This is a genomic window from Bacillus sp. FSL M8-0063 (genome assembly GCF_038005545.1).
Classification (GTDB): Bacteria; Bacillota; Bacilli; order Bacillales; family Bacillaceae_G; genus Bacillus_A; species Bacillus_A wiedmannii.
The window spans coordinates 2,228,377-2,245,717 of the sequence record NZ_JBBOTJ010000001.1 but is presented as its reverse complement, the minus strand read 5'-3'; the positions used below and the strand labels follow the sequence as shown (position 1 = coordinate 2,245,717).

The window sequence follows — 17,341 nt, the reverse complement described above, 5'->3', positions numbered from 1 at the left end:
AAAAAGTAAGTATATCTATGCAAATTTTAGAACGGATAATGTTTTACAAAATATTAAAAAGGAACTAGCGTATGCTAATTCCTTTCTTAAGTAACCATTCTCAAATTTAATTAATTATCGTATCCTTCATAAATTGCAGCATTTATTTGATTTTGTGTCTTTTTATCTTCAGGTACAGGTTTCCACCAATTTCCTGTAATAAATAACATAGTTAATAAATTATAACTATCACTAAAATAGCTTTCTCTCTTATTCTTCATCCAATCCCAACCGCTATTTACCCACTTTTGATTATTGCTATCCGTTATACTTGCAGCAATAAACGGTGAAACAAATACAGCAGTTGGATAACTACCAATATTGGATCCGTTTAATTGATAACCATCCACAATTTTAGAAGGATTTCCATTCGTTTTATTTTGAATCCATGAAGAGACTTTATCAGAAATGAGTTTACTTCTTTTCTCGCTGTACATCGCATAGTCCATTACAATTCTCAATGGTACCCGACTAGCATTGTAATAATATGCATTTGTATATTCTGACTCATCTAAGAAGTCTTTAGGTGCGGGTTGTGGTGGGTTTTTCACAACGAAATCTGAAATAAGTCCTGTATTTTGAGAGTACTTATTACTAAATTGCGTATAAACATCGTACAAATTATTAATAACAGTAAGCCAAGTTTTATCACCTGTAAATTCATAAAATGCTCTAAGGTGTGACATCATCCAATCAGATGGTCTCGTATCAAATGAATTTTTAGAATCCCAATCTCCCAAATTTAGTCGGTTATTATTTGTAACATTACTAGCTTTAATACCTTTTGTAATCATGTCTTGTGCTTCTTTCAAATAATTAACCGTTCCATGTGATCCCCACTGCTTATGAGCAAGAAGAAGAGAATACGCAATATCTAAATCCCCATCAGTAGCAGAATCAAAATGACCTTGTGCTTTTTTACTATCTGCGACAACCCATCCCATTAAATTAGGATTTTGAGAGCTTTTAAAAGTTCTTGCTGTTTTTAATAAACCGTCATAGATTTTTTGAGCATTCGAATCATAACCAGTCATTAATACTGTAATTATCATCCCATACCCTTGACCTTCTGAAGTTCCAAGTGGCTTAAACCCATCAGCATCACCCGTAATCTCTCCTTTTACGTAATAACCACCAGGTAAAGAAGATAAATCATTTTTCAAATATTTCTTTTTCCAATTATCGTAGTAACTTCTTACAGAAGCATTTAAACTTTCCTGTGTAACATGATTTGGTTTTATAACACCTGCATAATTAACTTGCTGGGGAAATGGTTTCATTTCTTTTACAGCAGCTACTTGTTGATTAACTATGGGAATAGAAGTTTGTACTGAATTGTCCATTACATTTGCTGCGAAACTAGAATTAGAAAAACTAGCTAGTCCAATTCCTATAATAGAAATACATGTGAAAATTTTTCTTTTTCCATTCATTATGTTGTCATCTCCTTTTAAAATGCTTACTATATAAAATGTAACATACAATATTTAACTGAAATACAAAATATTATATTTATCAACATAAGAAGGAAATTACATAAAAAAGTATCATAAAATTATTATTGAATTACATTATACGGATTGTTTATTTGCTAAATTCCTATGTTTTTCTTTTCTTAATACTGGTATATGAGCAATCACAATTCCAAGTATAGTAATCCCTCCGCCAATTATCGAAACAAAAGTTGGCACTTCTCCTAACCATATCCAAGCAACAAAACATGCAGTTACTGGCGTTAAATATAGAGAACTTGTTGCCTCAGCAGCACCAGAATGAGATATGATATATGCCAATGCGATATATGGGAGTACTGTTGGAAATAAACCTAAAAATATAACACTCATATTCACTTCAAGAGGAGCTGCTAGTATTTCTTGATAAACTCCGGGTAAGAAAATAAGCATACATACAGTACTAGACAAAATTGTATATATGGTAAGTGGCAAGAAACCATACTTTTTTAAGTAAGAAATTTGGAAAACGAAAAATAAGCTTTCTGAAATCGCTGCTAATAATATAAATAATCCTCCACTATTCAATTGAATAGCATCTCCTTGACTAAATGATATGAAAGCAATTCCTATAAAACTAATTACACCACCAATCCAACCATTTAATTTCATTTTTTCGTTCAAAAAAACAGAAGCAAAAATTGCCGTTACTATAGGTGTGACTGAAACAATTAAACTTGCAGATCCAGCATTTACTGTTTTTTCGCCGTAGTTTAATGCAATGTGATAAAAAGTGAATCCTAAAGCACCGAACATAAAAATTGCTGGGATATCCTTTAAATCCGGTAACCGTAACTTGTAAACAAAAGAAAATAACAGAAGTATAAATGAAGCGATTAATAAACGTAGTAAAGTAAGATGCTCAGGTGTATAAGATTCAAGCCCCATACGAATTGCAGGAAAAGCAGTTCCCCATATAAGAATCGTAAAAGCGTGAGCATATATAATGCGTAAATCCCATCTTTTATTTTGCATGTTGTTTCTCCCTCCCTAATAAACCAACCATTTTCAAATTACCAATTATTTCTTTTCATCATATTTAATAGTTGTTACAATGTCTTCAACCAGTTATTTATCGTAAAAACCAACCACTTGGCATTTTTAAAGTGAACGAGGGAGTTTTTTTATGACAACTAATAAAAAACTGCCTAAGTATCGGCAGATAGTAGATTATATGAAAGAAAAAATCGAAAACGGAGAATGGCCTATCGGAAGTAAGATTCCTAGTCAACGGCAGTTAGCCAAATTATTTCATGTAAATCGAAGTACTGTAATAACTGCGCTAGATGAACTTATGGCAGATGGATTGATTCAAGGGAAAATTGGAGCAGGAACAATTGTAACGAATAATACATGGTCATTATTAGCGACGAATCCCCCGCCTGATTGGAGTGAATATGTAAAAGCTGGTATTCACAAGCCTAGCAAGTTAATGGTACGAGAAATAAATGAAGCAGAAGCAAATAAAAAACTTATCCATCTTAGTAAAGGTGAACTTGCGCCTCAACTTTTCCCGTTAGAAACTATGCAGTCCATTATGAAAAGCGTAAGTGACGAAATAGATTATTTTGGATACGAAGAACAAAAAGGTTTTTTGCCGTTACGTGAAGCAATTAGTAAATACGTAAAATCATTCGGAATATATGCATCAGCCAGTTCTATATTAATCGTCTCTGGTGCATTACAAGCACTCCAATTAATATCAATTGGTCTTTTGCATAGAGAATCAACCGTTTTACTTGAACAACCTTCTTACTTATATTCACTTCATGTATTTCAATCAGCAAATATAAATCTATCTGGTATATGTATGGATCATCACGGTATTTTACCTAACGAATTATTAAAACGCATTAAATACAGTCAAAAGAAAAACATTTTATATTCTATCCCTAGTTTTCAAAACCCAACAGGGGCATTAATGTCTCAAGAACGAAGAAAAGAAATAATAAAAATATGTGAAAAGGAACAGTTACCTATAATTGAAGATGATATTTACCGAGAATTATGGATTGATGAACCACCTCCAGCTCCTTTAAAGTCGATAGATAAACATGGACATGTATTATATGTTGGTAGTCTTTCTAAAACACTTAGCCCAGGACTTAGAATTGGATGGATCATTGGACCCGAACCAGTTATTGATAGATTGTCAGATATAAAAATGCAAACAGACTATGGATCGAGTTCATTATCTCAAAGAGTCGCTGCTGAATGGATACATAAAGGTTATTATGAGGAGCATGTTGCAAACGTAAGAATTCAACTAAAAGAACGAAGACGAATAATGATACAAGCTTTAAATAAATATTGTGCAGACATTGCATCGTGGGATATTCCAAGTGGTGGATTATTTATATGGCTAAAGGTTGTACCTAGCATTCCGATGAAGAAATTATTTTCAGAGGCACTATCAAATGGAATTCTTTTAAACCCAGGACGTATTTATGAAGAAGAATCAGATCGGTACATTCGCTTATCATATGGATATGCTTCACCAGAGCAAATGACTAACGGGATTAAATTGTTGAGTGAATTAATCCGTAAGCTAATGTCATAACAAAAACTCCTCTTTACTATAGAGGAGTTTTTATGTATCTTATTTACCACAATCTCATTTCCTGCCCTAACAAAATAAGTTCCTCATAAGGATCCCCATCAATATTTAATACTTGAGCAAAAGCAGGTTCTGTTTTTAAACCGTTCTCTTTTAAGTGAAGTATTTCTTCCCTTAGATGGGGATGCTGCATTAATAACATGTGCTCTACTATCATATGTCTATATGCATTTTGGTTACGTACTGGCTTAGGCTGAGCAAATAATTCAAATTCAAAACCTTCAAACTCAAAATTTACCTTTATCGATTCTGTAGTTTTAATTTTTTTCTTTTTTATTTTGAATCCTTTATAAGAACCGTATAAAGATCTCATTTCCTGTTCAAAAACATCAAAGTTATGTACTTCCATTACTATATCTAAGTCAGATTGAAGAGTATCAATTCTAATAGGAATTGTCCCGCAAAGAACCGGACTATACAAAGTTAAATCCTCCATAATGTTAAGTTTATTCAAAACATCATACACTTTTTGTTGCTTTTCATTCCCTGATTGTAAATATGTAATAGATGTAAACATGGAAGTCTCTCCTTCATTTCACGTAGTACGTGTCTCACTATATCCAAGAAAAATTTGTCCGTTTAAATTTGTTCTAGGAGTACCTTTATTTCAATATATTAAGGTCGATAAAAAATATGTTTCAACTTTTCTCCTATACTGCAATACTATAAAAATAAAAAAGGAGGAATTATTATGAGCATTTTCAACATTCTTTTAACCATCCATATATTATTTGGAACAATATGCTTAATCACTGGTATTGTAGCGATGGTTGCCCAAAAGAAGAAAGGAAAACATACGGAATGGGGTGAAATATATCATGCATCCTACGTTGTCATCACCCTTACTGCAATTATATTATCCATTATAAACTGGGATCAAATCGCATATTTATTTTATGTAGCAATTTTCTCTTATTCATTTGCGATTTATGGCTACCTGGCACGAAAAAAACGTTGGAGAAATTGGCTACATCACCATATTAGAGGTATGTTAGGTTCTTATATAGGTGCGGTAACTGCACTTTTAGTAAACGTCGGTATTCATATTCCCTTAATAAATTTACTGCCACCTATATGGTTTTGGTTTTTACCTACATTAATCGGTATTCCTCTCGTAGCCAGTGTATCAAAAAAATATAAAAAGCGTAGTTAAAATTCATTACAATTCCGTTACTTTCTGATGGTAATTACAAAAAATCATACCCAATGTAATATTTTATTAACAAATTCATATTGCTTTAAGTTCGTCACTTAGAGCTAAATAAAAAGAATCCAATAAAAATATTGGATTCTTTTTCGGATTTCATTTCAATATCGGCGCTATGTATTCAATGATGTTACCATTTGAACCATAAACTATCTTTGTATACTTGTGGGTACTTGTTTTATTGGTTCAGTGATAATTACACTATTATAGTTTAACTAACGAATGTAAACGATCCGGGTAATTCGTAAACATCCCGTCAACTCCCCATAAAAGTAACTTTTTCATATCTGTTTCATTATCTACAGTAAATGGATGAACTTCTAATCCGTTTTTCTTTATACTCTTTACATAAGCTGAATCAATATATTTATAGTTCATCCCAAGACCGATACAGTATGTTTTATACTTTTTTATCTCTAATTCAGTTAAATGAGCTGCCTTTTTGTAAGATAGTAATTGTACTAGCGGTATATTAACATCTAAACTATGAATCTTTTGCAGACTTTCTTCACTAAATGATTGAATAATAATTTTATCACTTATTTCGTAGTGCTTTATAATTTCTAATAGCTTTTCTTCCATACCAGGATATTCATCTGGCGATTTTGTTTCAATGTAATAATTAGCATTATGCCCAAACGTTTCAATAATTTCTTCTAGTGTTGGAACTTTAACATCTTCAAATTCTTTCTTCGCTAAACTTGGATGCTTTTCATTAAAAAAAGAACCTGCATTAAGTTGCTTTATTTCTTCTAATGTATGTTCCTTAACTAGCCCCGTACCGTTTGTAGTGCGGTTTACTGTTTCATCATGCATAGCTACTAAATGTCCGTCTTTTGTCATTTGGAGATCAATTTCTATATAATCTCCTCTCAATTGTTGCCCTAATTTATACGCTGCTATTGTATGTTCCGGCGCATACGCAGAAGCGCCTCTATGTGCAATGTTTTTTATATGATTTAATTGATTAATAGCTTTCGTGTACTTAAGTTCATTTGCTTTATGAAAAACAAAAGTACCTATTACCATAAAGGTGCAAATGATTGTAACGATATATATCTTCTTCATAATGATGTTTTAACTCCTACATGAAAGCAATTTGACTTGGATGATTTATTCCATTAAATGTCGATTTTCAAAAACAGTCATTTGTCCTACAGATTGAAAACCAGTCTTTTTATAAATATTAATGCCATCAGGTGAAGCTTGTAATACGCATTGAGCAACTTTCAATTCCTTTGCTTCTTGCAGCAAGTAATTAAACATAGCAGAGCCGAACCCTTTCCCTCTCAATTCTTCTTTAGTTGCTATATCATAAATACCAATACTATCTTTTGTACATACTAATGAACCAACCGATACGACTTCTTCTTTATAAAATCCTAAGTACAGTTTCATTTGTTCACTATTCCATAAATCGAAAGAAGCAGTTTGATTGTAGAACGCTTGAACATGTGTACCTTCCTCTGATGTACCAAATAGATTAGCTAATGTTTCCCCAAACTTTTTAATTTGTCCTGACGAAGATGATTTTTGTATCGTAAAACCTTCTGGCATGTTTATTGTTGGATGAATTGTTTTTAAGTCTGCTACCATCGCGATATTTTGTTCTGCTTCTTTTAAGCCAAGTTTTATTAATACGCTTTTTATAGTCTGCTCATGCCTATCATCCCAAAACCAAACACTCATTGGAAGTTTCTTTTGATTATAGTTGTTTACCACTTTATATAGTTTCTCAATACCTTCCGTTAAATTATTGTTTAGTATAGTAATGATATTAAATGTATCTGCCGGTAAACCACATTCGACAGCAATGTAGTCCTTCGTTTCTTTTACATTCATTCCATGTAACTGCCGCGCAATATATGAGGTTTTATATGTGAAGTTATCTATTAGTAACTGTTTATAATTCATTCTTTTTTCTCCTTTCATAAAAATTCGTTTTCGAATTCTTCAGTATTAAATATAACACATAAGAAATGTATCTATTTCTATAAAAATATCTCTATACATTACTCTTTTTTCCTCTAAAAGAATTAAAAATGATATAACGTTGTCGGAATGAAAAAAGTGGTATATAATAAACAGTAACATTACTAGTAATTATTTTAGGTATTCCTAGAATAAAGGAGCGATACATATGAAAATTACTATTTATTTCGGAAGTCATGAAGATCAAGATGTTCGTACTATGGACTGTCATTTAGATGTAGAAGATACAGAAGAGATCGTTTCTGTATCATAATATAAATAGTTGGGATGAACCCTCTTCCCTACAGCGTTTAAGGCACCTTTTACAGGTGTCTTTTTTGTTATTTTTTCATCAAAAACCCTTTACTTTAGAGTGTTTTAATAGTAAAATATAAATATACGAACAAACGTTCTTTTTTATTTTAATTGTACATGAAGGGATGATTTTTACAATGGCTCAAGCAAAGCGCAGAGGAAGAAAAAAGCAAACACCTATTATTTCAAATACAGGCTTTATTGGCTCTGTCTTTATTGATACATTGGAGTTACAAAAGAAATCCTATTATTTCGCTCGTAAAAAACTTCAAATTGTTCATCACGTACTTGATGGCCTCTCTGGAGCAACAAGTTCTCTATTTAAAGAACATAACATTTCAGCATACATGTCATGTGTGTATTTACATAAACAAAAGAAAATCGGCTTTGTTCTTTCAACGAAACCATTTGAACAAAGTGACGGTGTTTCTTACTTTATAAATTATTTAATCGAAAAGAATTTTTACGGTAACGAAGAAGTAGAATATCAAGAAGTATTTAATACAGGTTTTATCGGTGTAGTATTCGCTGATTTATGTAGCATAGATCGCTTTAATTTCGAGTTTGAAATGGGTATGTTAACGAAATTAATGAAAGATATGATTATTCCGGTTAAAGAACTCTTTTTACGCCACAATGTACCGGCCTACATCTCCACTTCTCATTTAGAGGAACAAAACAAATTAGGTTTCGTTCTATCTGTAAAACCATATGATGAACGTGCAGAAGCGGATTTATATTTTGAGGCGTATTTACAAGAACGCGGTTTATTTATCGGTGATGAAGAAGATGATATTGATAAGATTGTTATTAGAAAAACAGCTGAACTACGATAGATAAGCGCAGGATGATTATCCTGCGCTTTTTATAATTTGAGTTTTACTTTAAATCAATATTGTGTACTGTCTTATTTTTTGTAGGGAATCATTATATTAGCTTGGAATATCCCGGAAATCTTGATCACTATGCAAAAGAATCCCTTGTAGATATAGTTAGAATTTTGTATCTCATAGAAATCTATATCCTAATTACTACTATTTATCGTTTAGTTCTTTTATTGTCTGTATTGTTTTCTTTATCTTCTTTAAAGCATCATCCATATGTTTAGAAGACTGTGTGACTGTTTCGGGTTTACCTTTATCTAAACCTTCTACCATTTCTGTTAAAGAGTCTTCGTACATTAACATTGCATCAGACAACTCTTTTTGTAAATCATCATATTTCTTAGGTGGTTTTATCTCTTTCATTTTCTGTGTTACAACCTTAAAATTACCTATTTCTGTTTTAAACTCATTTTCTGTAGTAGCAAATGAAGGGTCTTTTGCTATTACATCTGATATAACTTGATACTGGTTTACCCACTCTTTTGCTACATCATTAACCTTTTCTTTGTAATCATGTGCGTTTTTTAATCTACCATCATCTTGCTTTTCTTCTGCTACTTTTATACTATCAGTTTTCTTTGTTTCGGAGACATCCTTACTGCAACCTACTCCTAATGCTAATGTAATTGGTAAAACTACTGTTAATATTTTACGTTTCATTAATATTTACCCCTTTGTTTAAACTATATCTACGTTTCTTCCAACTCTTTCTTTAGTCTTCCTAATTTATTCACTCTATGAATATTGTTTATTGCACCTTAAGACGTTATATAAATTAGAGTTGCATCTTTTCTTATTTATAACTTATTTAAAGGTGTTGTATTTGACTAGCATAAAGTAAATAATAGTTCCTTTCCTGTTCTCTAATGGAAAATTTAGGTTTTTAATAATATGAACATATAATAACATGTATTATAGTTGTAGATAATCCCCCCCACCGTATGCTTTTTCAATACTCTCCCTAATGTATTTTTCAACGTTTAAGATCCTTTTTGTCTAAGTATTCAGTGAAGAGACATGCTACAACTAACAATATTTCTACAATCTCGATTTAAAAGTATGAGGATTATTTATTGGTATTGAAGAAGATAATATTGATAAGTGTATAAGTGGAATAACAACGGAATTACGATAGAAAAGCGCAAGATGATGATCCAGCGCTTTTTCGATATTATTTAATTACGTTCAACACTATACTCTTTTGAATGAATTTCTAAATTCAACTTATTTGAATAAACTTTATTCAAAATAAGAAATACGATGCCCCCTCCAATTGGAATCGTGTAGGCTGGAATATGATTTAATAATAGACCTGATAATACCAGCGCTATCGGCTGCATCATTTTACCTATACTTAATCCAATACTAAGCACTCTACCCCTATATTCATCTGGAATCTCTTTTTGCATAAAATAAATTAAAGGGATATCGATTAATGCTATCGTTAGCCCTACAAAGAACATAATAGCGCAATACATAGTAACAAATACAATATTACTTACTTCAATACTTTTGAATAAAACAGGGATACCTGAAACTATCATAAAAATCGCCAACATAAAACTTATTTTTTTCAATAGATAGGAATAAGAAAAACGATCAGTTATCTTTTTTACTAATATTGCACCCACTATCATACCTATTGGAAAAGTCCCTTGAATTATACCAAATTGTTTAGGACTCAGATTGAGAACTGTATTAATAATGTATGGTAATGGAACAGTTACAGCAAAACCTAAGAAAAAATTAAGGGAAATTAATATATTAAACGTATTCTTTAAGCTTTTCCTCTCAATTAAGTAAGAGTATCCCTCTTTTATATCTTTAATAAAATTAATTTCTCCCATAGAACATTCCTCGTTTATGTTTTGCTCGAACAATTTAAAGTTAATAAATAATATGGATATACCCGAAAGAATAAATGAAATACCGTTTATAATGATAAATGTTTTAATATCAAAGACTGCAAAAACAATCCCCCCTAGCATAGGGCCTAGTATTAAAGATACAGAATCGATAATTTTACTTATTGAATTAATACTCATAAGCCTCTTTTTAGAGACGATATTTGGTTTTGCAGCCTCTAATCCTATTCCAAAAAAGGTTGTAAAGACCGTCATTAGAAAGGTAGTAGTATAAATGATGAATAAGTTTAATCCATAATAGCTGCTTAATATATAAACAGTTACTAATAAGCACCCACTTAGTAAATCCATACAAACAACTAGTTTCTTTTTATCAACCTTATCAGCGATTACACCAGCAAATGGATTCATAACAATCATTGGAATCGTTCCTAATATGAGCGTAATTGCGAAATTTAACGCAGATCCAGTTATGTGTAAAACATATAATCCTAGTGCGAAACTATACATAGAGCTACCGAATATTGATACTGTTTTTGCAATTGAATATAAACAAATATTTCTTAGTTCTTGGTTTCTTTTTTTATTTTCTATATGTAATCGTAAACTTCCCATCACTTTTCCCCCTGCCTAATTTTGTGTTACGTACATTGTAAGTTCTTGGGTCAACCCAATAGCAATATGTACTATTTGAAAAGTTTTCAGGGAAAATAAATAAAAGATGGGGTTAACCCCATCTTTTTCCGAAAAATGAATATGTATAAATTTCTTCTCCTTGAACAAAGAAATCCTCGTACTTTCCTCCTCGTTTCAAATAATTTGAAGTACTTTCATCGATGGATTGAAAGTGTAGATTTTGGATTTCTTTCGTTACTTTTGAAAGTGTAAAATTTTCTCGAAAGTTATTTGTAATTTGGCTATTTGAGCTGAAATTTTTAAATAAAATAAATAAACTTACTAAATAACAATCCGTTTTAAAGAGTGGATTTAATTCGCGAAGTAAAAAATCCTCATGCTCAAAACTATAATTGCTCGTACCAGAATGATCAATTACAATATCAACTGACTGATTCTGAATAGGGATATTCAAAAAATCAGCACAGATAAAGAGGATGTTTCTTTTCGGATTTCTTCTCGCTAATACATCTTTTAAAAATAAAAGTTTATTTAAATCTCGATCCACTGCAATGTATAGGCAATCTTCGGGAAGTTCTTCATAAATGTTTCTCAAAAAGAATCCAAGTCCCGATCCTAAATCCAGTATTAATTTGTTATTTAAATTTAAATGTATTAGTTTCTTTTTCGCCCATTCCCCTTCCCTATGCATATTTTCCAAATACGCATTATCAGTTTCATGAATATAATCCGAAATAGTATCTTCAAGTGACGTTCGCTCATTTGCTTTAAATGATTTACCAGCATTTATAATTCCTGAAGTAATAATGTATTCTTCACCACAATTACAAAGTAACCTCCCCTCAGTAATTTGATTGTTATTAATAATTCCATCTTGAAGAATTAGTTTTTTGCTACACTTAGAACATGTAAGCAAATGAAGTACGTTTAAATCTATCCCTATAATTGAATTCGAAGTTTCATTTGTTAATAATAAATCATGTAACACTTCCTTTAATTTATCCCGTCTCTTCTCCAAAAGTTCTATTTCCTGTTCCATCTGGTCATATTTCAATTTAAATAAAGATTGGTAAAAAGTATCTTTTTTGTAATTCATAGATTTCGCTAAATTTTTATAAAAAAATAGTTCTTTAATTTCATTCAAGCTAAAACCTAGCTCTTTGTAATGTAATATAAGCTCTAAATCTGTTTGACAATACTCGTCAAAAAAATTGTGACCGCCCTTTTTTTCAGGAATAATGAGGCCAAGATCCATATAATGTCTAATTGTATCAATACTTATGTTATTTACTTCTCCAAACTTACCAATTTTCATAACATCCCTACCATTTGTATATATTTTTATATAGATTTCTATTTTTATCTTTAAAAATCCTTTTATCTCTCTATACAACAAAATTTAAGGTATGTATAGGATATTTCAATGCCACATATTTTGTAAGTATATAATTTTTTATTTAATAAAATATACATGTAAACGGATATCATCACTTCTCCTTTATTTAACCCGTGGAGCAGGACTACTATTCTGATGACACTATTATTTCTATTTCTGTATGTGATGAATTACACCAACTTGCTCGAGAAAGTTAAAGATTCTCATTTCCAAATACCTTACAAAGTTATTGCTAAAAATGTTGGTTTTGTAGAACGAATCGGTAGAAACTAAGCAGAAGATTTAATTGATTTATATGTTTGGGTGAGTTAAAAAATTGCTAACACCTTTTTCAAATGCATGGAATATATAGGGATTTATAACTTAATATAGAACATAAACAGGAGAAGTTCATCTTGTAAATAAGGGGATATACTTATGGAATTAGAATCAAATGTTAAAGGAATTGTTTTATTAGAAAAGTTAATTGGCACTGGTAACAACAGTAAGGGGTGGATTAGAAAATGAAAATTGCAATAGTCTGTTTTGATAACTTTACTGATATAGATGTTTTTCTACCATGGGATTTATTAAATCGTGTACGTTTAGTTGGCGGTATTTCTGATTGGGACGTTCAACTATTAGGAACGGGAAAAACTCATATATCCATGTCTGGCTTACGTATTCCCATGACAGGAAGCATATCTGATATTCCGTCTGCTGACGCTGTAATATTTGCAAGTGGTAAGGGTGTACAAAATTTATATACAAATCAAGAGTATCTTAATAGTATTCATGTAAATCCTCAAAGACAATTAATAGGATCTATGTGTTCTGGTTCATTACTACTAGGAGCTAAAAAATTGCTAACAGGTAAAAAAGCCACTACATATCCATCCGCAGTAGAACAGCTTAAAGAATTTGATGTGGACGTTATTGAACAAAGTTTCGTGAACGAAGGAAATATTTCGACTGCTGCAGGCTGTTTTGCAGCTCAAGATCTCTCAGCTTGGATTATAAGGAACCTAATCAATGAAGAAATGGTCAATACTGTGCTAGAAACTGTTCAGCCAGTAGGCAAAGGTTTATATTTTTAATTTCAAATCAAATTGAGGGATTGGTTGCTCCCAAAAATGATAAAATGATCTTTTTTGCTTGATAGCGATGTAATATGCCTCCAATTTCAATTTAATTAAATAAAAAACCCGCGAATCATTCACGGGTTTTCATCTTAATAACTAATTGCTATTGTACCTTCACCTGCATGAACCGCAAATGAAATTGGTAATGGATATAATTTAAAGTCCATTTCAGGGAATGCTTGTCTAATATCTGAAATCCATTCTTCAGCTCCATCTTTATCGTTAGCATGGAACATATGAAGTACTTTTGGTAATTCTTTTTCAAGCTCATTTTTAATGTATTCTCGACATTTTTGGATTTTGCGAACTTTCTTTTCAAGTAAAAGTTCTCCACCTTTTACTTCTAATATTAAGTTAACACTTAATAAACTTCCAAGTAAAAATTGAACTCCCTTTACACGTCCACTTGCGTAAAGGCCTTTTAAACTTTTCGGGAATACGTGGAAAGGTCTTCTTTTTTCATTTACTAATGTTTTGTGTATATCTTGTAACGTCATACCATCATTGTATAACGATTTCGCTTTTCTAATTAGTTCATCCATTGGATAACTTGTTGTTTCACTATCCAATACCGTTAATGGGAAACCTGCCATGTCTGCAGCTAACTTCATGTTTTGATAAGTTCCACTTACTTTTCCGCTAATAGCAACTGCAAATCCCTCTTCATATTCTTCTTTGCATTTCGAAAATAAATCTACCATTTCCCCTATGTTAGGCTGTGATGTAGTGACAGTTTTACCTTCGTTCAAAGCATTATAAACGCGCTCACGCACACCTTCTTCACAATCTTTGTACGACACACCATCAATAATAACTTCAATTGGGATAACAAAGTTATCTCCTTCTGTTTTAAAACTCGCAGTTGTACTATCAGTAATCCAAGCAACACGCTTCATGTTGTTCCTCCCTTAATTCAATTCCTCTTTTCTGACTTTTCTATATATTTACGTTACGAAAAGAGAATATCCCTGTAATAGTAACAGGACTTTATTGTTTTGGCTATAGTAGATGGATATTAAATGTGAATATTTTTTGTCATTTTCACCAAAAAAAGAAGAAAATCGAAGTATTTGCCCGATTTTCTTCTTATCATACATTATTTAAAAGTTTCATTATCTAAAATTACAACATAATCGTTCGTCAATTGGCCAGCTTCTTTCGTATAACTAACAAGTCTTTGTATGTTATCACAGCAAAGTTTTGCTCCCCATACAAGTAACGGTACACCGATAAAGTCAATGTGGAACCTTCTAGAAAACAGACCACCGAAAGTCATTGGTATAGGTACTGTTGGTGATGTATTAGAAAAAATAATCTTTTCATGACTTTGATAATGTTTTTGCAGAATCTCTCCTAAATGCTTCATCGCAGGTACAACAACTTTTGATGCGCCGCATCCAATTGTATAAACCGGATTACCATTCTCGTCTATTCCATGAAAAATAATTTTCCCCATATCCTCTGTTTTCAATTTATTAAAGTAATCTACATTCAAAATTTCTTCTTTCGTTAACTTACGATCCGTTGGTAATTTATTTAAATGATAAGCTGCAGCAAGTGAAGTTGAATGTGTTCCGCCGAAATCTGTGTAAATAAATATCATATTATCATTCCTTGTTGTAAAAGTTCAATGTTATTTAGTATTACCGTTCACAGCATTGATAAACAAAGGATGAATGTATTTACAATTTTTTTGTTAATTCATTATATATTTTTCGATTATACTATCATCTATTTATTACGGTACACAATGTAATAGTCGTAAGCATTATTAATAAAAATAAACAGACGTACGTTTGACTCGTACATCTGTTAGCATCTTTATTCAAAACAAACATATCTATTAACCTGTATGAACTGTTAGTTAAAATACTTTTCGAAACAAAAACAATCATGAACTCGTTTAAATTGTTTTCTTATGTCTTCTTTATTTTCACCTGTATAATGAGCAAATGTTTGAACTGGATATAGCTGATCTATATTACTTTTCATGACACCTTTTATCTCGTCTTTATGATCCGAGTATACGTGTAAATATGAATCTACGTTTACAAATCCGTTCTTTTCATACTAATTGGATTGAATATGTTTTTTCTATATATTCCGTAAATTCAAGTCCTGTCTGTCTGTTCTTCGATTATTAATCCCAGTATGATAAAACCTGCATTGTTGTAGTGAAACTTACTTCCAGGTGCAAATTTGATCTTTTGTTTTCATTACAAAAACCACCCTTGTTTATCAATATTGTTCACCTTTCTTATATTTTCATATATAGGAGGGTGAACCCTCCTATTGAATACCATAAATCAAAACCAAGAGAACTATTTCGAATTGATTGACTCAGAGGAATACATCTTAGACTGTGATGGCAATAAAGTAAACACACACAATATGATAGTTATAAGTAACATTACTAATGAGCCTACAATAACCACAAGTTGTATAGAAATAAATTGAGTGGCAACTCCGAACAATATCGTAATTAAAATGGTGATGCCCGCAATCACAAGTCCATATATACTCCCAATCCGTCCCATGATATGGACAGGTATATTATTTTGATAAAAAGTATAAAATCCCGTATTTGCATATGCCATAGAGAAAGATAAAATAAAGAATCCGATAGTCGCTATTAAAAATTCATTTGAAAAAGCATAAATTAAATAACCGATTGCAATGAATAATGATCCTATTCCAATTAAAAATGATGGTGTTAATTTTTTTGATAAAATTGTATTTGTTATGGCTCCTAAAATAAACCCAGCTCCAGCGATACTAACTAAAAAGCCATATTCACTATCTGTTAACAATAAAACTTCTTTCGCAAATGATAATTCAAGTGAATCATTTGCGGCAACTAAAACCATCATTCCTTGAAATAAGAAGTAGACAAAAACGATATATAAAGATTTTTTACTAAAATTTAAAACGATGTTCCAATCTTTTTTTAGTACAGCTAGAGATAGCTTGTCATTTGACGTATGAATATCGGATTTTTTATCAAGATTAGGTAACAGCAATGTAATTACTCCTGATATGAGAAATGCTATAGCATTTATATATATAGCAAACTCCGGTGTACTTGCTATTAACAATACTCCCGCTATCGCTGGACCAATTAAAAATGCACCAGACCCTATTAAACTACGTAATGAGTTAAAACGTTGTCTTTGCTCCACGGGAATTAATTTTGTCATATACGTCATAGCAGTTGGCTCATAAATCGCACTGGCCATACTTATAAAGAATACGAATACATAAACAAACCAAAGTGATGGAAGTAGAGGTAAAATAGCGATAAATACCGCACGATATATATCGAGATGAATCATTAACTTCCGTTTATTTAAACGATCAATCATACTTCCTGACCAAGCGTTTGTAAATAAAGCGGCTAATGGTTTAATTACATATAAAGTAGCAACAGCTAAGGCTGATCCCCCCATATTATAGACAAGTACATTTAGTGCTATTAAGTAAATCCATGCCCCTAAATTCGCAATACCAACTCCAGACAGTAGTAATAAAGGATATTTCCAATCTTTAAGTGTGTTTTTCATTTTAGGCCCCCGCTTTCCAAATTGTTTTAAAACAATAAAAAAATCCCACCCCCAAGACTTTTAGTCTTAGGGACGAGATTTATCATCGCGGTGCCACCCTAGTTTGTTAATATGTCGCCATATTAACCTTATCAGGTACTGCATTCTATTACATGCTTATACCATAGCCCTATAACGGGAGCTCCCGTCACACTATCCCCTAATAAAAGGTTCCGATGT

Annotated in this window: 15 protein-coding genes, 2 pseudogenes and 1 other annotated feature (1 of these 18 cut by a window edge); of the genes and pseudogenes, 4 read left to right on the top strand and 13 right to left on the bottom strand. The window is 31.6% G+C overall.

The window, feature by feature from the left end:
- Positions 1–110: 110 nt before the first annotated feature.
- Both MKX31_RS11255 and MKX31_RS11250 read right to left on the bottom strand, forming a co-directional pair.
- Entirely contained in the window at positions 111–1,472 is a 1,362-nt protein-coding gene (locus tag MKX31_RS11255) for a glycosyl hydrolase family 8 (protein ID WP_340980842.1), read from the bottom strand.
- A gap of 138 nt (positions 1,473–1,610) precedes the next feature.
- A complete protein-coding gene (locus MKX31_RS11250; protein ID WP_340980840.1) occupies positions 1,611–2,525 on the bottom strand; it encodes a DMT family transporter in 915 nt (304 codons plus the stop codon).
- 151 nt (positions 2,526–2,676) lie between these two features.
- Between MKX31_RS11250 and norG the strand changes: the two genes are divergently transcribed.
- Positions 2,677–4,110, top strand: a complete 1,434-nt coding sequence (norG, locus tag MKX31_RS11245) for an efflux pump transcription regulator NorG (protein WP_064475395.1) — start codon at positions 2,677–2,679, stop codon at positions 4,108–4,110.
- Between the two features lie 43 nt (positions 4,111–4,153).
- On the opposite strand, the gene MKX31_RS11240 is transcribed toward norG, so the two are convergent.
- Positions 4,154–4,684, bottom strand: coding sequence for a DUF4269 domain-containing protein (locus tag MKX31_RS11240; RefSeq protein ID WP_064475394.1), 531 nt, complete (start codon positions 4,682–4,684; stop codon positions 4,154–4,156).
- Positions 4,685–4,858: 174 nt separating this feature from the next.
- On the opposite strand from MKX31_RS11240, the gene MKX31_RS11235 reads away from it, so the two are divergent.
- Positions 4,859–5,320 (top strand): DUF2306 domain-containing protein, encoded by a 462-nt coding sequence (locus MKX31_RS11235; RefSeq protein ID WP_064475393.1) that lies wholly within the window; start codon positions 4,859–4,861, stop codon positions 5,318–5,320.
- Between the two features lie 258 nt (positions 5,321–5,578).
- On the opposite strand, the gene MKX31_RS11230 is transcribed toward MKX31_RS11235, so the two are convergent.
- The gene (locus MKX31_RS11230) at positions 5,579–6,442 is read right to left on the bottom strand and encodes a glycerophosphodiester phosphodiesterase (protein ID WP_064475392.1); all 864 of its coding nucleotides are present in this window, start codon (positions 6,440–6,442) and stop codon (positions 5,579–5,581) included.
- 45 nt (positions 6,443–6,487) lie between these two features.
- Positions 6,488–7,288, bottom strand: a complete 801-nt coding sequence (locus MKX31_RS11225) for a GNAT family N-acetyltransferase (protein ID WP_064475391.1) — start codon at positions 7,286–7,288, stop codon at positions 6,488–6,490.
- Positions 7,289–7,797: 509 nt separating this feature from the next.
- Here MKX31_RS11225 and MKX31_RS11220 point away from each other — a divergent pair.
- Positions 7,798–8,496 carry a hypothetical protein gene (locus tag MKX31_RS11220; RefSeq protein WP_064475390.1) on the top strand — a complete coding sequence of 233 codons (699 nt, stop codon included), beginning with the start codon at positions 7,798–7,800 and terminating at the stop codon, positions 8,494–8,496.
- Positions 8,497–8,694: 198 nt separating this feature from the next.
- On the opposite strand, the gene MKX31_RS11215 is transcribed toward MKX31_RS11220, so the two are convergent.
- From MKX31_RS11215 to MKX31_RS11205, 3 genes are all read right to left on the bottom strand, one after another.
- Positions 8,695–9,204 (bottom strand): DUF7018 domain-containing (lipo)protein, encoded by a 510-nt coding sequence (locus MKX31_RS11215; protein ID WP_340980835.1) that lies wholly within the window; start codon positions 9,202–9,204, stop codon positions 8,695–8,697.
- Positions 9,205–9,719: 515 nt separating this feature from the next.
- The gene (locus MKX31_RS11210) at positions 9,720–11,024 is read right to left on the bottom strand and encodes an MFS transporter (RefSeq protein WP_064475388.1); all 1,305 of its coding nucleotides are present in this window, start codon (positions 11,022–11,024) and stop codon (positions 9,720–9,722) included.
- Positions 11,025–11,136: 112 nt separating this feature from the next.
- On the bottom strand, positions 11,137–12,360 hold the full coding sequence (locus tag MKX31_RS11205; protein ID WP_064475387.1) for a methyltransferase domain-containing protein: 1,224 nt from the start codon (positions 12,358–12,360) through the stop codon (positions 11,137–11,139).
- A 584-nt stretch (positions 12,361–12,944) separates the two neighbouring features.
- On the opposite strand from MKX31_RS11205, the gene MKX31_RS11200 reads away from it, so the two are divergent.
- Positions 12,945–13,517: a DJ-1/PfpI family protein gene (locus MKX31_RS11200; RefSeq protein WP_064475386.1), complete on the top strand. Its 573-nt coding sequence runs from the start codon at positions 12,945–12,947 to the stop codon at positions 13,515–13,517.
- 134 nt (positions 13,518–13,651) lie between these two features.
- Here the strand turns inward: MKX31_RS11200 and MKX31_RS11195 are convergent, their stop codons facing one another.
- The 5 genes and pseudogenes from MKX31_RS11195 to MKX31_RS11180 form a co-directional block, all read right to left on the bottom strand.
- Positions 13,652–14,458: a DegV family protein gene (locus MKX31_RS11195; RefSeq protein ID WP_064475385.1), complete on the bottom strand. Its 807-nt coding sequence runs from the start codon at positions 14,456–14,458 to the stop codon at positions 13,652–13,654.
- A gap of 200 nt (positions 14,459–14,658) precedes the next feature.
- Complete coding sequence (locus MKX31_RS11190) at positions 14,659–15,165, bottom strand: DUF3189 family protein (protein WP_064475384.1); 507 nt, start codon at positions 15,163–15,165, stop codon at positions 14,659–14,661.
- A gap of 257 nt (positions 15,166–15,422) precedes the next feature.
- Positions 15,423–15,632 (bottom strand): annotated as a pseudogene (locus MKX31_RS11185) (GNAT family N-acetyltransferase); the annotation flags it as partial.
- 22 nt (positions 15,633–15,654) lie between these two features.
- Positions 15,655–15,760, bottom strand: a pseudogene (locus MKX31_RS29280) (penicillin-binding protein); the annotation flags it as partial.
- A gap of 123 nt (positions 15,761–15,883) precedes the next feature.
- Positions 15,884–17,122: an MFS transporter gene (locus MKX31_RS11180; protein WP_064475383.1), complete on the bottom strand. Its 1,239-nt coding sequence runs from the start codon at positions 17,120–17,122 to the stop codon at positions 15,884–15,886.
- Positions 17,123–17,187: 65 nt separating this feature from the next.
- Positions 17,188–17,341 (bottom strand) — a binding site (T-box leader); it runs 105 nt beyond the window's last position.